Source organism: Streptomyces sp. NPDC004327 (assembly GCF_042873935.1).
In the GTDB taxonomy this organism is placed as follows: Bacteria; Actinomycetota; Actinomycetes; order Streptomycetales; family Streptomycetaceae; genus Streptomyces.
On sequence record NZ_JBIAME010000011.1, the window covers coordinates 355,516 to 372,365 of the forward strand.

At 72.4% G+C, this 16,850-nt stretch carries 16 protein-coding genes; 7 read left to right on the plus strand and 9 right to left on the minus strand.

Features of this window, described 5'->3' with window-relative positions; all coding sequences use genetic code 11:
• Positions 1-15 precede the first annotated feature (15 nt).
• Complete coding sequence (locus tag ACFYU9_RS33295; protein ID WP_389208659.1) at positions 16-1,047, plus strand: glycoside hydrolase family 6 protein; 1,032 nt, start codon at positions 16-18, stop codon at positions 1,045-1,047.
• A gap of 4 nt (positions 1,048-1,051) precedes the next feature.
• On the opposite strand, the gene ACFYU9_RS33300 is transcribed toward ACFYU9_RS33295, so the two are convergent.
• The 7 genes from ACFYU9_RS33300 to ACFYU9_RS33330 all read right to left on the minus strand — a co-directional run bounded on the left by ACFYU9_RS33300 (position 1,052) and on the right by ACFYU9_RS33330 (position 7,686).
• A complete protein-coding gene (locus ACFYU9_RS33300) occupies positions 1,052-3,013 on the minus strand; it encodes a galactose oxidase-like domain-containing protein (protein WP_389208657.1) in 1,962 nt (653 codons plus the stop codon).
• A gap of 3 nt (positions 3,014-3,016) precedes the next feature.
• On the minus strand, positions 3,017-4,777 hold the full coding sequence (locus tag ACFYU9_RS33305; protein ID WP_389208656.1) for a glycosyltransferase family 2 protein: 1,761 nt from the start codon (positions 4,775-4,777) through the stop codon (positions 3,017-3,019).
• A 90-nt stretch (positions 4,778-4,867) separates the two neighbouring features.
• Positions 4,868-5,506 (minus strand): TetR/AcrR family transcriptional regulator, encoded by a 639-nt coding sequence (locus tag ACFYU9_RS33310; protein WP_389208654.1) that lies wholly within the window; start codon positions 5,504-5,506, stop codon positions 4,868-4,870.
• Positions 5,503-6,198: a DUF4166 domain-containing protein gene (locus tag ACFYU9_RS33315; RefSeq protein WP_389208652.1), complete on the minus strand. Its 696-nt coding sequence runs from the start codon at positions 6,196-6,198 to the stop codon at positions 5,503-5,505. The genes ACFYU9_RS33310 and ACFYU9_RS33315 overlap by 4 nt, the downstream gene beginning before the upstream one ends.
• Complete coding sequence (locus tag ACFYU9_RS33320; protein ID WP_389208650.1) at positions 6,195-6,875, minus strand: hypothetical protein; 681 nt, start codon at positions 6,873-6,875, stop codon at positions 6,195-6,197. The genes ACFYU9_RS33315 and ACFYU9_RS33320 overlap by 4 nt, the downstream gene beginning before the upstream one ends.
• 170 nt (positions 6,876-7,045) lie before the next feature.
• Positions 7,046-7,345, minus strand: a complete 300-nt coding sequence (locus tag ACFYU9_RS33325; RefSeq protein WP_389208648.1) for an MTH1187 family thiamine-binding protein — start codon at positions 7,343-7,345, stop codon at positions 7,046-7,048.
• Entirely contained in the window at positions 7,342-7,686 is a 345-nt protein-coding gene (locus ACFYU9_RS33330) for a DUF3817 domain-containing protein (protein WP_389208646.1), read from the minus strand. The genes ACFYU9_RS33325 and ACFYU9_RS33330 overlap by 4 nt, the downstream gene beginning before the upstream one ends.
• 107 nt (positions 7,687-7,793) lie before the next feature.
• Between ACFYU9_RS33330 and ACFYU9_RS33335 the strand changes: the two genes are divergently transcribed.
• The 4 genes from ACFYU9_RS33335 (at position 7,794) to ACFYU9_RS33350 (ending at position 10,430) form a co-directional block, all read left to right on the plus strand.
• Positions 7,794-8,432, plus strand: a complete 639-nt coding sequence (locus ACFYU9_RS33335; protein ID WP_389208644.1) for an AIM24 family protein — start codon at positions 7,794-7,796, stop codon at positions 8,430-8,432.
• Entirely contained in the window at positions 8,432-9,082 is a 651-nt protein-coding gene (locus ACFYU9_RS33340; protein ID WP_389208642.1) for an AIM24 family protein, read from the plus strand. The genes ACFYU9_RS33335 and ACFYU9_RS33340 overlap by 1 nt, the downstream gene beginning before the upstream one ends.
• Before the next feature lie 23 nt (positions 9,083-9,105).
• On the plus strand, positions 9,106-9,873 hold the full coding sequence (locus ACFYU9_RS33345; protein WP_389209201.1) for an AIM24 family protein: 768 nt from the start codon (positions 9,106-9,108) through the stop codon (positions 9,871-9,873).
• Between the two features lie 80 nt (positions 9,874-9,953).
• Positions 9,954-10,430, plus strand: a complete 477-nt coding sequence (locus ACFYU9_RS33350; RefSeq protein ID WP_389208640.1) for a MarR family winged helix-turn-helix transcriptional regulator — start codon at positions 9,954-9,956, stop codon at positions 10,428-10,430.
• Between the two features lie 85 nt (positions 10,431-10,515).
• On the opposite strand, the gene meaB is transcribed toward ACFYU9_RS33350, so the two are convergent.
• Together meaB and ACFYU9_RS33360 are read right to left on the minus strand one after the other, a co-directional pair.
• Positions 10,516-11,472: a methylmalonyl Co-A mutase-associated GTPase MeaB gene (gene meaB / locus ACFYU9_RS33355; protein WP_389208638.1), complete on the minus strand. Its 957-nt coding sequence runs from the start codon at positions 11,470-11,472 to the stop codon at positions 10,516-10,518.
• A 41-nt stretch (positions 11,473-11,513) separates the two neighbouring features.
• On the minus strand, positions 11,514-12,716 hold the full coding sequence (locus ACFYU9_RS33360; protein WP_389208636.1) for an acetyl-CoA C-acetyltransferase: 1,203 nt from the start codon (positions 12,714-12,716) through the stop codon (positions 11,514-11,516).
• A gap of 168 nt (positions 12,717-12,884) precedes the next feature.
• Between ACFYU9_RS33360 and mce the strand changes: the two genes are divergently transcribed.
• Positions 12,885-13,337, plus strand: coding sequence for a methylmalonyl-CoA epimerase (gene mce / locus ACFYU9_RS33365; protein WP_389208634.1), 453 nt, complete (start codon positions 12,885-12,887; stop codon positions 13,335-13,337).
• Between the two features lie 214 nt (positions 13,338-13,551).
• On the plus strand, positions 13,552-16,850 hold a 3,299-nt coding region (gene scy / locus ACFYU9_RS33370), incomplete at its 3' end, for a polarized growth protein Scy (protein ID WP_389347282.1).

Here is a 16,850-nt window from a genome sequence, read left to right on the forward strand (position 1 = left end):
GAACCTGGGGGCCGGATGTCCCGTCGCCGTTACGTCTCCACCGCCGCCCGCGCCTGCCCCCTCGCCCTCGCCGCCGCCCTCCTGCTGACCGGCTGCGGCACGGACGACGACGGGCCCGCCTCGCCCGTCGGCCCGCCCTCGGCGCGCGGCGAGGTGGCGCCGACCGGCGGCTCGCCGTTCTGGGTGGACCCGGACAGCGACGCGGCCCGGCAGGTCAGGGCGTACGAGTCGCAGGGCCGCACCGAGGACGCGAGGGTGCTGCGGCGGATCTCGGAGCGGCCGGTCGCCGACTGGCCGGACGGCGTCGACCCGGTGCCGGACGTCGCCAAGGCGGTGCGCGGCGCGGCGCGCGATCTGCGGACGGTGGTCCTCGTCGCCTACGACATCCCGCACCGCGACTGCGGGATGTACTCGGCGGGCGGGGCGCACGACGCACAGGCGTACCGGAAGTGGGTGGACGCCTTCGCCTCGGCGATCGGGGACGCGCCGGCGGTGGTGATCCTGGAGCCGGACGCGGTGCCGCACATCGTGGACGGCTGCACCCCGGCCGAGTACCACGAGGAGCGGCTGCGGCTGCTCGCGGACGCGGTCGACCGCTTCAAGAAGCAGCCGCGCACCCGGGTCTATCTCGACGCCGGCAACCCGGCCTGGCTGCACACCCCGGAGAAGCTGGTGGAGCCGCTGCGCCGGGCGGGCGTCGCGAAGGCCGACGGCTTCGCCCTGAACGTGTCGAACTTCCAGACCAACGACGTCGTACGGGGCTTCGGCGCGGGTCTGTCGCGGCTGCTCGGCGGCGCCCACTTCACCATCGACACCAGCCGCAACGGCGACGGGCCGCTGCCGGGCGACCGGGCGGAGGGCTGGTGCAACCCGCCCGGCCGGTCCCTCGGCACCCCGCCGACCGACCGGACCGGGGACGAGCTGGTCGACGCGTATCTGTGGATCAAGCGCCCCGGCGACTCGGACGGCACCTGCCGGGGCGGCCCGGCCGCCGGGACCTGGTGGCCGGAGTACGCCCTCGGCCTGGCGCGCCGGGCGAAGGGCTGATCTCCTAGCCGACCTGGATCCACTTGGCCTCGGACGAGATGCCGTCGCGGTCGGTGACGAAGAGCATGTACCAGCCGGGCGGCACGAGCGTGCGGTCCTTCGGCACCTGGACGGTGACCGTGACGCCGTCCGGGTCCTTCGTCAGGCCCAGTTCCACCGAGCGCTGTTCGACGTCGGTGGTGTGCGTGACGGCGCTCGGGCGCATCAGCCGGGCCGTGGCGATCCGGCCCGCGTCCTTGGTCTTGAAGGTGGCGCGGCCGTTCTGGTCCAGCTCCTGCGCCCCCTCGCCGAGCACCGGCCGGTCGGTGCCGGCCCGGTGCAGGGACGGCGGGGTGAAGACCTCGATGCGCTGCTCGAAGGTTCCGAGCTTGGTGTTGTCGGCGTCCTCGTAGAGCGGGTCGGAGCCGAAGGTGGCGACCCGGCCGTCGGGCAGCAGCAGCGCCTCGGAGTGGTAGTTGCGGCCGACGGTGGGTTCGGCGGCCTCGCTGAAGGCGTTGTTCCTCGGGTCGTAGAACTGCGCCCTGAGGATGTCGCTGGCGCCGCGGCCCCGGTAGTCGGCCGAGCCGCCGCTGGTGAAGACGGTGTCGTCGGGCATGAGCACGCTGCTGAGGTAGCGGGTGCCCTGCGGCAGCCGCGGCCCGTCCTGGAAGACGGGGCTGTCCTTGGACAGGTCGATGATCGAGGTGCGGGCGGTGGAGGCGGGCGACTCGCCGACGCCGCCGCCGCCGAGCACCATCACCTTCTGCTGCTGCGCGGGCGGCAGCAGCAGCGAGGCGGAGGTCTCCAGCTGGTCGGGGTCGGTGAGGCCGGGCAGCTTGGTGAAGGAGTTCTTCTTCAGGTCCCACAGGCCCGGCTCGCGGCCCTTGTCGGCGGGGCCGTAGCCGGCGTTGGAGCCGGTGTAGAGGAGCTTGCCGCCCTTGGTGAGGAAGAGCGCGGGGTAGGTCGGGAAGTAGTGGAAGGGGCCCTTGGACCACTTCTTCGTCGCGGGGTCGTAGAGCTCGTTGTCGCCGGGGACGACGTCGCCGACGTCGTTGAGTCCGGAGACGGCGAGCACCTTGCCGTCGTCGAGGGTGACGAGGGTGGGGTACCAGCGGGCGTCCTTCATGGGCGAGACCGGGATGTAGCGCTCGGCCTTCGGGTCGAACTCGTAGGCGGCCCTGATGCCCTGGAAGTCCTGCTTCTCGGTGGTGAGCTTCTGCGCGAGGCCGTAGACGTTGTCGGCCTCGTCGCCCTTGAGGCCGACGACCTCGTACTGCGCGGCCTCGGTGGTGAGGGCCTGCGGGCCCTCCTTGACCGCCTCGACGAAGACGCGCGCCTCGGCCGCCGTGACCTTGGTCTTCCACGGTTTCATCTGGCCGCTCTTGAAGTACGAGATCTCGAACTCGCGCTTGGCCCTGGGGACGGTGACGTCGAACTTCGACACGTACTCCACGCCGGACGGGGAGCGGAAGACGGTGCCCTTCTTGAGGGTGACGGGCTTGTCGGGGCTCTCGTTCTTGACCCGCATGCCGCCGCCGGCCTTCTTCACCTCGCCGTCGAGGACCTCGTAGCGGGCGGTGCCGCCGGCGACGAGGAGGTGGCCGTTGGCGAGCTGGGTGTGGCCGGAGCAGAAGAAGTCCTCGGGCGTGGGGATCTTCTTGAAGGTGTTCTTCGCCGGGTCCCAGAGGATGGTCTCGAAGGTGCCGGCGTCGAAGTTCTTCTGGTTGTTGCCGGAGCCGGCGACGAGCAGCACCTTGCCGGTGTGCAGCAGGGCGGCGTGAATGGCGTTGATCTTGAACTGCGGGGGCACGTCGACGACGGCCCAGGAGCCGTACTTCTTCTGGTAGCCGGGCTGGGCGATCTTGTACGCGTGGTACTTCTCGCTCGCGAAGGAGAGCGCGGCCGGCGCGTTGAGCGCCGCGAGGACGAGGACGGCACCGCTGCCGAACAGGGTCTTCTTGAACTGCTTGGACGGCCGGTAGGCCATGGCTCAGTTCCCTCCGGTCGTCGTGGGCGCGGTGGTGGGGGCGGGCGCGGGCTTCGCGGGGGCCGTCGCACGGGCCCGCACCCGGCCGCGGGCGCGCAGGCCCGTGACGGCCCAGACGGCGAGCGGGGCGAGCGCGATGAGCAGGGCGAGGACCGCCCAGGTGCGCATGGCCGCGTGGGTGTGGCCGAAGCGGACGGAGGCGACGAGGGAGGCGACGAGCACGGCCGCCCAGAAGAGGTGGATCCGGAAGGTGAGGACGCGGTCGGGGCTGGCCTCGCCGCCCTTGGGGGTGACGACGAAGCGGCCGCGGGTGCGGAGCATCGCCGAGCCGAGGGACGTGAGGTAGATCGGCGCGGAGAGCGCGGACATCGCCATGCCGGCGAGGCCGCCGGAGCCCTCCGGCTCGTGGGGCGAGACGTTGTGGCGCCGGTTCCACAGATAGAGGCCGATCTGGAGGGCGACGGCGTCGCTGTAGATCATCAGCCAGACCGAGGAGGAGACCTGGGTGCCGGAGGCGCCGATCCAGAGGAAGAGGACGCAGGAGAGGATGCCGAGGAGCCAGTTGACGGCCGTCATCGGGTAGTAGACGAGCATGAGCGTGTAGTTGAGGAGCCGCCCGGGCGGAGTACGGAAGGGCGCCTTCCAGTACTGCTTGAGGAGCGTCTCGTACGTGCCCCGGGACCAGCGCAGCTGCTGGGTGAAGAAGTCCGTCCAGGAGGCCGGACCCTCCCCCACCGCGAGCACGTCGGGCGTGTAGACGGAGCGCCAGAAGCGCCCGGTCACCGGGTTCCTCCTGCGGTGCAGCTCGAAGCCGGTGGCCATGTCCTCGGTGACGGAGTCCACGAGGCCGCCGATCTGCTTCAGGGCGGCGATCCGCACGATGTTGTTGGTGCCGACGAACATCGGGGCGCGGTAGCGGTTGCCGGCCCGCTGGATCAGCGCGTGGAAGAGGAACTGCTGCGACTCGGCGGCCTTGGTGACGGCGGCGGTGTAGTTGCCGTAGACCTGCGGGCCGACCACGAAGGCGATGTCGGGGTCGCGGAAGAAGCCGAGCATCCGCTCCAGGAAGTTCGGCAGCGGCACGTGGTCGGTGTCGACGGAGGCGAAGAACTCGTAGGCGTCGCCGTGCCGCGCCAGCCAGGCGTTGTAGTTGCCGTGCTTGGTACGGGCCTTGTGGGCGCCCTTCGGGCGGTTCCACTCGGGGACGCCGGCCCGGGTGAAGTGGCGGACGCCGAGCTCCTCGCACAGGGCCCTGGCGCCGGCGTCGTCGCCCTCGTCGAGCAGCCACACGTCGAGCGGCCCGTCGTGCCGCAGCCGCACCGCGGCTTCCAGGGTGGCCCGGACCATGGAGAGCGGTTCCTTGCCGGGCACGTAGGTGGTGAGGAAGGCGACCCGGGTGCCGGGCTCGGCGCGCACGGGTATGGGGTCGCGGGCGACGAGGGTGGCGTGGGCGATCGAGGTGACGTTCACCAGCATGAAGAAGCAGATGAGCCCGATCGACACGAGCATCACGGTGTCGTACGGCACCCGCCAGACGTCGTCGCCCTCGCGGACGGTCCAGTGGCTCGGCCAGACGAGGTAGACCAGGAGCAGCGCGGAGAGCAGGGGGGCGAGGCCCATCAGGAGGACGGCTCGTATTCGGTGCGGTTCCTTCGAGAGCAGGCTCCTGTACCGCACCCGGTACCCGCCGGCCGCCGGGTCCGGTTCCGTGAGCGGACCGGCGAGTCGGCTGTAGGTGTCGTAGTCGTAGCCTCCCGGCCGCACGGTGCCTCCAGCTGCTGTCGAACGGGTCGATAGCCCCACGAAAAGGGACATACATCGACGTGTCGACTGGAGGCGTCCGAGTGAGCGGTTTTACGGAAGAGCACCCTTTCGGCGCAGTGCGAGGCGGACCGCCTTCCGGGCGACCGGGCCGAGTCCGTCGAGCGCGGCCAGCAGCGCGCCCAGGTGTTCGAGCGTGTCGAGCGCGGCGCCGGCGCCGGCCGGGTCGACCCCCTCGTACAGTTCGAGCCCGACGAAGGAGGCGGCGACGGCGCGGGCGAGCCCGGCCGGATCGGCGACCCCGTCGAGCGGGCCGCCGGCCAGCACCCGGCGCAGCACCTCCTCGATCTCGGTGATCCACAGGTCGAGCCCGGCGGCCGTGGCCGGGCCGAGCCGCGGATGGGTCTGCGCCCCGGCGAGCAGCTGCCCGAGCACGGCGACCTGCCCGGCGGCCCGCTCCTCGGCGTGCATCTCCCGCGCGAAGGAGAGCAGTTCGGTGAGGCTGCCGACCTCGGCGAGCCGCTCCCGGTGCAGCGCGACGCGCTGCTCGGCGCCGTACCGGCAGGCGGCGGCGAGGAGTTCGTCCATCGAGCCGAAGTGATAGAAGACCAAGGCCTGGTTGACCCCGGCGGCCGTCGCCACCGACCGCGCCGACGTCTTCGCGATCCCCTGCTCGACCAGGACGCGCAGGGCGCCTTCGAGCAGCTTGCGCCGCGTCTCCTCGGTGCTCACGCCCGCGCCTCCTCGCGCACGGGGCGCAGCCCCGGCCGGACACCGCACTCGCGGACGGAGGCGTACGAGGCGGTGAAGGAGCCCTCGTACCCGAACAGCGGCCCGACGTACGGGTTGACCACCCGGACGCGGATGCGGAAGCGGCCGGTGCGCTCGTCGAAGGACTCGCGCACCTCGGCGTCGGCGCCGATGAGACCGGGCACGCGCACGTCCACCGGGCCTTCGCGGAAGCGGTGTGCGCCGGAGCGGATGAGCAGCGAGCCGTCGGGCTCGGCGGACAGTTCGAGCTCGCTGGCGAGGTGCTGGTGGGTGCCGAGGTAGTCGAGGACGCTGCCGGGCGCCGGTCCGGCCACCATCGTCGCGTCGAAGCGGCGCGGCCCGCCGGGGAGCTCGAAGGTCCGCACGAAGGTGACGGTCTCGCGGCCGTACGAGTCGAGGTACGGCACGTTCTCGATGACGAAGGGCACCTGCCGGCCGGTGTGCGGGAGCAGGATGTTGCGGGTCGAGCCGAGGGCGAGGAACGGGCGGATCAGGTGCCGGGTGAGCCCCCTGCCGTGCCAGATCCGGTCCATGACCCCGCGCCCGACGCAGAGTTCACCGCTCGCGAGCCCGACGGAGAAGCGCCGCCGCAGCTCGGGGTGCAGGCGGGCGAAGGCGTCCTCGCCCATGGCGGTGCGGAAGATCGAGCTCATGGCTTCTCCGGTTTCCCAGGCGGGGTGCGCAGACAACGGCGGGCGGCGGGGGTGCGCGGCGACGGCGGCAGGAAGAAGGCGGCGGCGCAGGCGAGGAGCAGCACCGGGGCCGTGGGGCGGACGGCGGCGGCCAGGGCCACAGTGCCGGCCCGGGCGGCGAGTTCGAGCTGCCAGTGGGTGCGGGCGCGCTCCGGGGTGAGGCCGTGCTCGCACCACAGGCGCAGCCGGTCGAATGACCAGGCGGTGGCCCAGCCCATGAGCGGCCGGAGGACGAACCGGTCGGCGAGCGCGCCGAAGCGCCCCCAGCGGGTGCGGTAGTCGTAGCCGGTGAGGAAGCGGATCCCCGCCGGTCCGGGGACGTACCGCCAGTACCCGCTGCCCCCGGCGAGCGGGGACAGCGGGTCGGGCGACGCGAACCGCAGCGAGGAGACCCGGTCGCCGCCGGCCCGGTGGCGCTCCCCCGCGGAGACACCGGTGCCGGCGACGACCAGGAAGGGCAGCACGCGCACGGCGTACCGGAACCGCCGGGCCGCCCCGTCGGAAGACGGACCGGCCGGCGTCAGATACGTGATCTCGGTGAACCGCAGATCCCAGCGCTGGTGCTGCGCCGGATCCTGGGTCCGCTCCCAGAGCGTCTCCAGGCCGGCGCGCACGCGTGCCTCGACGTAGAGCCCCAAGGCTCCGCCCCCTCCCCCGTTTTGAGCGACCGCTCAAGCAGCGCCCACCCGGACGGTAGCGGGTTTTGAGCGGTCGCTCAAGATTGCCGGCGCAGGGACGCGGATGATGAAAAGGGCGGCCCCCGGCAGATGCCGGGGGCCGCCCTGGACGTCGGGTGGCGGGCTGGGCGTCAGCCCTCCGCCAGGTGGCGTTCCACCGTCTCGACCTTCGACGTGAGGCCGTCCGTGACGCCCGGGCGGATGTCCGCCTTGATCACGACCGAGACGCGCGGCGCCCGCGCCTCCACCGCCGCGACGGCGCGCTTCACGACGTCCATGACCTCGTCCCACGTCTCGCCCTCGATCGAGGTGAACATGGCGTCGGTGCGGTGGGGGAGGCCGGACTCGCGGACGACGCGGACGGCGTCGGCGACGTACTCGCCGACGTCCTCGCCGACGCCGAGCGGGGTGACGGAGAAGGCGACGATCATGCGTTCACCACTCCCTCGCGGCGGGCGCGGGAGGCGATGACCGCGTCCTCGGCCTCGCGCTTGAGCTTGCGCTCGGCGACGAAGCCACCGAAGGGGAGCACGGAGAGGACGAAGTAGAGGGCGGCGGTCTTGAAGGACCACTTGGTGCGGTTCCAGGCGTCCAGCCAGAAGAGCACGTAGAGGATGAAGAGGATGCCGTGGACCATGCCCATCACGGGCACCGCGTCGAAGCTCGTCGTCCGCTTCAGCACCGAGCAGACCAGGAGAAGGAGGAACGACACGCCTTCCGGAGCGGAGACGAGCCGGAGCCGGTGCAGCGAGGAAGCGGTCTTGATGTCCACGACGGGGGTCACCTTCGTTCGATCTTGTGAACGGATGCACAAGGGCGGTTCCATTGTGCATGGCGACTTTGCTGTCCCTTTGTCCGGGGGGCCAGTACCGTCCCTCCGTGGCAACGTTTCGACTCCAGGGCAGCAAAGTGCTCGCCGTGACCATGACCGGCGACGCCGTGAAGGCGAAGAACGGCTCCATGGTGGCCTACGACGGCCAGATGGCGTTCAAGAAGATGAGCGGCGGCGGTGAGGGCCTGCGCGGCATGGTGACCCGCCGGCTGACCGGGGAGCAGATGGAGGTGATGGAGGTCCGCGGGCAGGGAACCTGCTGGTTCGCCGACCGGGCCTCCGAGATCAACCTGGTCCAGCTGCACGGCGACAAGCTGTTCGTCGAGGCGAGCAACCTGCTCTGCACCGACGCCGGTCTGCGCACCGGCACCACCTTCACCGGGCTGCGCGGCGGGGCGACGGGCAACGGCCTGTTCACCACGACCGTGGAGGGCACCGGGCAGGCGGCGATCATGTCGGACGGCCCGGCGGTGGTGCTGCGGGTGAGCCCGCAGTACCCGCTGTCCGTGGACCCCGGCGCGTACATCGCCCACCAGGGCAACCTCCAGCAGCACTTCCAGTCCGGTGTGACCTTCCGCACGTTCATGGGCGAGGGCGGCGGCGAGGCCTTCCAGATCCGCTTCGAGGGCGACGGCCTCGTCTATGTCCAGCCGAGCGAGCGGAACACGATCGGGGGCGACGCCTGATGTCCTTCCGCGAGGTCAACTCCAAGATGATCGAGGCCACGGTCGTCCCGGGGCAGCGGCTCTTCAGCCAGCGCGGCGCGATGCTCGCGTACCGCGGCGACGTCACTTTCACGCCGAACCTGACCGGCGGCCAGGGCGGCCTGATGTCGATGATCGGCCGCCGGGTGGCCGGCGAGGCGACGCCGCTGATGACGGTCGAGGGCAGCGGCACGGTGATGTTCGGGCACGGCGGCCACCACGTCCAGGTGATCGGGCTGACCGGCGACACGCTCTACGTGGAGGCCGACCGGCTGCTCGCCTTCGAGGGCACGCTGGAGCAGGGCACGATGTTCATGGGCTCGCAGGGCGGGGTCATGGGCATGGTGCGCGGCCAGGTCACCGGCCAGGGCCTGTTCACCACGACCCTGCGGGGGCACGGCGCGGTGGCGGTCATGGCGCACGGCGGCGTCATCGAGCTGCCGATCACCCCGGGCCGTCCGGTGCACGTCGACCCGCAGGCGTACGTCGCCCACCACGGCGACGTGCGCAACAAGCTGTCGACCGCGCTGGGCTGGCGGGACATGGTGGGGCGCGGCTCGGGCGAGGCGTTCCAGCTGGAGCTGAGCGGAAGCGGTGTGGTGTACGTGCAGGCGTCTGAGGAGAAGTTGTGACCGGTCCCGTGATCCATGACCCGATGACCCTGCCGTCGGACGACAACGTCAACTCCTACACCTTCTGCGTCGAGCTCAAGGGATCGCCCTGGTTCCTGCAGAAGGGCAAGATGATCGCCTACTACGGGCGCATCGAGTTCAACGGCATCGGCCACGGCCGGCTCGACCGGCTGGTCCGCACCTCCTTCCACTCGCCGCTGCACGCGAGCGACTGGGTGGTGGCCGAGGGCAGCGGCAAGATGCTGCTCGCCGACCGGGCCTTCGACGTGAACTCGTTCGACCTGGACGAGGGCAATCTGACGATCCGGTCCGGCAACCTGCTCGCGTACCAGCCCTCGCTGGCGCTGAAGCAGTCGATCGTGCCGGGGTTCGTGACGCTGATCGGCACGGGCAAGTTCGTGGCGGCGTCGAACGGTCCCGTGGTCTTCATGGAGCCGCCGCTGCGGGTCGATCCGCAGGCGCTGGTCGGCTGGGCCGACTGCCCGTCGCCGTGCCACCACTACGACCACGGCTATCTGACGGGCGTGATGGGCGGCGTACGGGCGCTGACGGGGATCGGCGGCTCGTCGGGCGAGGAGCACCAGTTCGAGTTCGTCGGGGCGGGTACCGTGTTGCTGCAGTCGACGGAGCTGATGATGCCGGAGCGGGCGATCGGCGAGCCGGGGGCGGGGCCGGGGGTCGCGGGCGGTCAGGGTGTGCCCGGGGCGCATGGTTCCGGCCAGGGGCCGCTCGGTTCGGTACCGCGTCTTCCCGGACAGCTCGGCGACCTACAGCGTCGCTTCGGTCTGTGAGCGGTAGTCTGCGGAGCGTGACGCGTCGAACACACTCCCAGAATTCGTCAAGTTTTCAACTTCTTAGGTAGAATCCATACATGGAGACCGAGACGGCCACCCCCTGGCTCACCGACACCGAGCAGTGTGCCTGGCGCACCTATCTGGACGTCACCAGAATGCTGACGTACCAGCTGGAGAAGGACCTCCAGCCCTTCGGCCTGACGATGAACGACTACGAGATCCTCGTGAACCTCTCGGAGTCGGCGGAGCGGCGTCTGCGCATGAGCGATCTCGCGGCGGCCACCCTGCAGTCGAAGAGCCGGCTCTCCCACCAGATCACCCGCATGGAGAACGCCGGTCTGGTCAAGCGGGCCAACTGCGAGTCCGACCGGCGCGGGCTGTACGCGGTCCTCACCGACCAGGGCATGGAGACCATGCGCAAGGTCGCCCCGCACCACGTCGAGTCGGTGCGCAAGCACTTCATCGACCAGCTCACCCCCGAGGCCCTCGGCGACCTGCACGAGTCGCTGAAGCCCATCGCGGAGCAGCTGCGCGGGCGCCGCGGCAAGCCGTAGCCGCACCGCGGACACGGCAGAAGGGCCCGGCACCCGTGAGGGGTGCCGGGCCCTTCCCGTGCACGAACACCGACGCTCCCCGGCCCTAGCGGCCCGTCAGGCTCGCGATCAGCTCGTCCGAGGCCGCGTACGGGTCCAGCTCGCCGGACGTGATGCGCTCCGCGAGCGCGTCGAGGCGGCGGTCGCCGTGCAGGTCGCCGATCCGCTCGCGCAGGGCCGTCACCGCGATGGTCTCCACCTCGCGGGCCGCCCGGGAGCGGCGGCGCTCCGCCAGGACCCCGTGCTCCTCCATCCACGCCCGGTGCTTCTCCAGGGCCTCCACGACCTCGTCGATGCCCTCGCCGCGCGCCGCGACCGTCTTCACGATCGGCGGCCGCCAGTCGCCCGGCCCGCGCGCCTCGCCGAGGCCCAGCATGTGGTTGAGCTCCCGGGCGGTGGCGTCGGCGCCGTCCCGGTCGGCCTTGTTGACCACGTACACGTCGCCGATCTCCAGGATGCCCGCCTTGGCGGCCTGGATGCCGTCGCCCATGCCCGGGGCGAGCAGCACGACGGAGGTGTCGGCCTGGGAGGCGATCTCCACCTCCGACTGGCCGACGCCCACGGTCTCCACCAGGACCACGTCGCAGCCGGCCGCGTCCAGCACCCGGATGGCCTGCGGGGCGGACCAGGCGAGGCCGCCGAGGTGGCCGCGGGTGGCCATGGAGCGGATGTAGACGCCCGGGTCGGAGGCGTGCTCGCCCATCCGGACCCGGTCACCGAGGAGCGCGCCGCCGCTGAACGGCGAGGACGGGTCGACGGCGAGCACGCCGACCCGCTTGCCGGCCCGGCGGTAGGCGGAGACCAGCGCCGACGTCGACGTCGACTTGCCGACGCCGGGCGAGCCGGTCAGGCCCACCACGTAGGCGTTGCCCGTGAGCGGGGCGAGCGCCGCCATCACCTCGCGCAGCTGCGGGGACGCCCCCTCCACGAGCGAGATCAGCCGGGCCACGGCGCGCGGCCGGCCCTCCCGTGCCTGGTCGACCAGTGCGGGGACGTCCACCATGTGCAGCTGCTCCTTGCGTGCGTGCGTCGTGCGGAGGTGACTTACTTGCCGGGGACCTTGACGATCAGGGCGTCGCCCTGGCCGCCGCCGCCGCACAGGGCCGCCGCGCCCACGCCGCCGCCGCGCCGCTTGAGCTCCAGGGCCAGGTGCAGCACCAGACGGGCGCCGGACATGCCGATCGGGTGGCCGAGCGCGATGGCGCCGCCGTTGACGTTCACCTTTTCGGGGGTGACGCCCAGGTCCTTCATTGACTGGTGCGAGACCGCGGCGAACGCCTCGTTGATCTCGATCAGGTCGAGGTCGGCGACGTCCAGGCCCTCCTTCTTGAGGGCGTGCAGGATCGCGTTGGACGGCTGCGACTGCAGCGAGTTGTCCGGGCCGGCCACGTTGCCGTGGGCGCCGATCTCGGCGATCCACTCCAGGCCCAGCTCCTCGGCCTTGGCCTTGCTCATGACGACCACGGCGGCCGCGCCGTCGGAGATCTGCGAGGCGGTGCCGGCGGTGATGGTGCCGTCCTTGGTGAAGGCCGGGCGGAGCTTGCCGAGGGACTCGACGGTGGTCTCGGCGCGGATGCCCTCGTCCTTGGAGAAGACGACCGGCTCGCCCTTGCGCTGCGGGATCTCGACCGGGGTGATCTCGGCCTCGAAGACGCCGTTCTTCTGGGCGGCGGCGGCACGCTGGTGCGACAGCGCGGCGAGCTCGTCCTGGACGTCGCGCGGGATGCCGAGGCGGGTGTTGTGCTTCTCGGTGGACTCGCCCATGGCGATGCCCTCGAAGGAGTCGGTGAGGCCGTCGTACGCCATGGCGTCGAGCATCTCGATCGCGCCGTACTTGTAGCCCTCACGGGACTTCGGGAGCAGGTGCGGGGCGTTCGTCATGGACTCCTGGCCGCCGGCGACGACGATGTCGAACTCGCCGGCGCGGATCAGCTGGTCGGCGAGCGCGATGGCGTCGAGACCCGACAGACACACCTTGTTGATGGTGAGCGCGGGGACGTTCATCGGGATGCCGCCCTTGACGGCCGCCTGGCGGGCGGGGATCTGCCCGGCGCCCGCCTGGAGCACCTGGCCCATGATCACGTACTGCACCTGGTCGCCGCCGATGCCGGCCCGGTCCAGGGCGGCCTTGATGGCGAAGCCGCCCAGGTCCGCGCCCGAGAAGGACTTGAGCGAGCCCAGCAGGCGACCCATGGGCGTGCGGGCGCCCGCGACGATCACTGAGGTGGTACCGGTCGTTCCAGACATGAGGCGCAGCCCCTTGGGATGAGGAGTGAACGAGACGGGGGTTTGGGGGGATCCCCCAAAAGAAAGGTGCACGGCCAATGTACTGAGCCGCGGCGCGCCGGGTCACCGGCCTGCCGGTGTGACGGCGCGCACGTTGCGTAACCATCCGGTCGGCGCTGCACTGGAGGCATGCTGACGCGTATCGACCACATCGGGATCGCCTGCTTCGACCTGGACAAGACCGTCGAGTTCTATCGGGCCACCTACGGCTTCGAGGTCTTCCACAGCGAGGTCAACGAGGAGCAGGGCGTCCGCGAGGCCATGCTCAAGATCAACGAGACCTCGGACGGCGGGGCCTCCTACCTCCAGCTCCTGGAGCCCACCCGGGAGGACTCGGCGGTGGGCAAGTGGCTCGCCAAGAACGGCGAGGGCGTGCACCACATCGCCTTCGGCACCGCCGACGTCGACGGGGACGCCGCGGCCATCCGCGACAAGGGCGTCCGGGTCCTCTACGACGAGCCGCGGATCGGTTCCATGGGCTCCCGGATCACCTTCCTGCACCCCAAGGACTGCCATGGTGTCCTGACGGAACTGGTCACTTCGGCAGAGCCTTCCGCTGACCACTCCTCAGCGGAGCACTGACCTCCGGATTCCCGGCCCGGTAGAGTGGGCGGCTCCGGGCCGGGGCCGGTCGGAGCCGTGTGCGCACGGCACCGAAGTCGGGATGTCGTGGTCGTCCGATCTGCGCCGATTCCCCGGGGGGCCCGTCCTCGGCCGTGAGGGCGAGCTCGTTGGAGTTGCGACCAGGGTTGGGGTCTCCCCTGCTCGAAGAGCTCGGGGAAGGATGGACCGCGCAGTGCGGGGCTACGAACGCCAGGAGAGCCACCGAGCTGAAGACGACCATCTCTCGCGCTTCGAAGCCGAGATGGAGCGGCTGAAGAAGGAGCGGGAGAAGGCCGTCCAGCACGCCGAGGACCTCGGTTACCAGGTCGAGGTCTTGCGTGCCAAGCTCCACGAGGCGCGCCGCACCATCGCGTCCCGGCCCGCCTACGACAGCGCGGACATCGGCTACCAGGCCGAGCAGATGCTGCGCAACGCGCAGGCGCAGGCCGAGCAGTTGCGCCAGGACGCCGAGCGCGAGCTGCGCGAGGCCCGCGCCCAGACGCAGCGCATCCTCCAGGAGCACGCCGAGCAGCAGGCCCGCCTGCAGGCCGAGCTGCACACCGAGGCCGTCACGCGCCGCCAGCAGCTCGACCAGGAGCTCAACGAGCGCCGCCAGACGGTCGAGTCGCACGTCAACGAGAACGTGGCCTGGGCCGAGCAGCTGCGCGCCCGCAGCGAGTCGCAGGCCCGGCGCCTGATGGAGGAGACGCGCGCCGAGGCCGATGCCTCGCTCGCCGCGGCCCGTGCCGAGGCCGCCCGGATCACCGAGGAGACCCGGCGCCGGGTCGGCGCCGACGCGGAGGCCGCCCGGGCCGAGGCCGAAGCGATTCTGCTGCGCGCCCGCAAGGACGCCGAGCGGCTCCTGAACACCGCGGCCGGCCAGGCGCAGGAGGCCACCAGCCACGCCGAGCAGCTGCGTTCCAGCACCGCGACCGAGACCGAGCAGGCCCGCCGCGAGGCCGCCGAGCTGTCGCGTGCGGCCGAAGTCCGCGTCCAGGAGGCCGAGGAGCGGCTGCGCGAGGCCCGCACCGAGGCCGAGCGGACCCTCGCCGAGGCCAAGGAGGCCGCGGCCAGGCAGCTGACGGCCGCCGAGTCCGCCAACGAGCAGCGCACCCGCACCGCGAAGGCCGAGATCGCGCGCCTGGTCGGCGAGGCCACCAAGGACGCCGAGGCGCTCAAGGAGCAGGCCGAGGAGCAGCTCCGGGAGGCCACCGCCGCCGCGGAGAAGATGGTCTCGGAGGCCGGCGAGAAGGCCCGTACGGCCGCCGCCGAGGACTCCGCCGCCGCGCTCGCCAAGGCCGCCCGGCAGGCCGAGGAGATCCTCACCAAGGCGTCCGAGGACGCCCAGGAGACCACCCGCAAGGCCGCCGAGGAGGCGGAGCGGCTGCGCCGCGAGGCCGAGACCGAGGCCGACCGGCTGCGGCGCACCGCCGAGGAGCAGGCCGACGAGCTGCTCGGCTCGGCGAAGGACGACACCCAGGAGTACCGCGCCAAGACGGTCGAGCTGCAGGAGGAGGCGCGCCGGCTGCGCGGCGAGGCCGAGCAGCTGCGCGCCGAGGCGATCTCCGAGGGCGAGCGGATCCGCGGCGAGGCCCGCCGCGAGGCCGTGGGCCAGATCGAGGAGGCGGCGAAGACCGCCGAGGAGCTACTCACCAAGGCCCGTACGGACGCCGAGGAGCTGCGCGCGAGCGCGGGCGCCGAGAGCGAGCGGGTGCGCGGCGAGGCCATGGAGCGCGCCCAGACGCTGCGCACCCAGGCCGAGGAGACCCTGGAGCGCACCCGGGCCGAGGCCGAGCGGATGCGCGCGGAGGCCGAGGAGCAGGCCGAGTCCGTCCGGGAGGCGGCACAGGCCGCCGCCGTGACGCTGCGCGAGGACGCCGAGCGGGCCGCCGCGGCCCGGCAGGCGGAGGCCGCCGACGAGCTGACCCGGCTGCACACCGAGGCCGAGGCCAAGCTGACGTCGGCCGGCCAGGAGCTGACCGACGCGCGCGCCGAGGGCGAGCGGATCCGGCGCGAGGCCGCCGAGGAGAGCGAGCGGCAGCGCACCGAGTCCGCCGAGCGGATCCGTACGCTCCAGGCGCAGGCCGAGACCGAGGCCGAGCGGCTGCGCGCGGAGGCGGCCGGGGACGCGTCCACGACCCGTACCGAGGCCGAGGCCGCCGCGAACGCGCTGCGCGAGTCCGCCGAGGCCGAGGCCGAGCGGCTGAAGTCCGAGGCGCAGGAGACCGCCGACCGGGTGCGCGCCGAGGCCGCGTCCGCCGCCGAGCGGGTCGCCGCCGAGGCCGCGGAGGCGCTGGCCGCCGCCCAGGAGGAGGCCAACCGGCGGCGCCGGGAGGCCGAGGAGACGCTGGATTCGGCGCGTTCCGAGGCCGGCCGCGAGCGCGAGCTGGCGCGGGAGCGGAGCGAGGAGCTGCTCGCGTCGGCCCGCAAGCGGGTCGAGGAGGCGCAGACCGAGGCGCACCGGCTGGTCGAGGAGGCGGAGGCCCGCGCGACCGAGCTGGTCACGACGGCCGAGACGACCGCGCAGGAGGTACGGGACTCGGTCTCGGGCCTGCGCGAGACGGCCGAGGAGGAGATCGCCGGGCTGCGCAGCGCGGCCGAGCACGCCGCCGAGCGCACCCGCACCGAGGCGCAGGAGGAGGCGGACCGGGTCCGCGCCGACGCCTACGAGGAGCGGGAGCGGGCCACCGAGGACGCCAACCGCACGCGCGAGCGCGCCCAGGAGGAGTCCGAGGCGGCGAAGGCGCTGGCCGAGCGCACGGTCACGGAGGCGCTGGCCGAGGCGGAGAAGCTGCGTTCGGACACCGCGGAGTACGCGCAGCGGGTACGGACCGAGGTCACCGACGCGCTGGCCTCGGCCGAGCAGGACGCGGCCCGCACCCGTGCGGACGCCCGCGAGGACGCCAACCGGATCCGTTCCGAGGCGGCCGCGGCCGGCGAGAAGGCCGTCGGCGAGGCCCGCGCGGAGGCGGAGCGGATCGGCGAGGAGGCCGAGCAGGTCCTCGACGAGGCCCGCCAGGCCGCCGACAAGCGGCGTACGGACGCGGCCGAGCAGGCCGACACGCTGATCGGCGAGGCCACGACCGAGGCCGAGCGGATCGGCGCGGAGGCGGCACGTCTCCTCGCCGAGGCCGAGCAGGTCAAGGCCGACGGCGAAGCCGAGGCCGAAGCCCTGCGCGCCGCCGCGCGCGCCGACGGCGACCAGCTCCTCGACGAGGCCCGCCAGGCCGCGGACAAGCGCCGCGCCGACGCCGCCGAACAGGCCGACACCCTCATCGGCGAGGCCCGCGCCGAAGCCGAGCGCATCACCGAAGAGGTCGCCCAGCTCCTCACCGAGGCCGAACAGGTCAAGGCCGACGGCGAAGCCGAGGCCGAAGCCCTGCGCGCCGCCGCGCGCGCCGACGGCGACCAGCTCCTCGACGAGGCACGCCAGGCCGCCGACAAGCGCCGCGCCGACGCCGCCGAACAGGCCGACACCCTCATCGGCGAGGC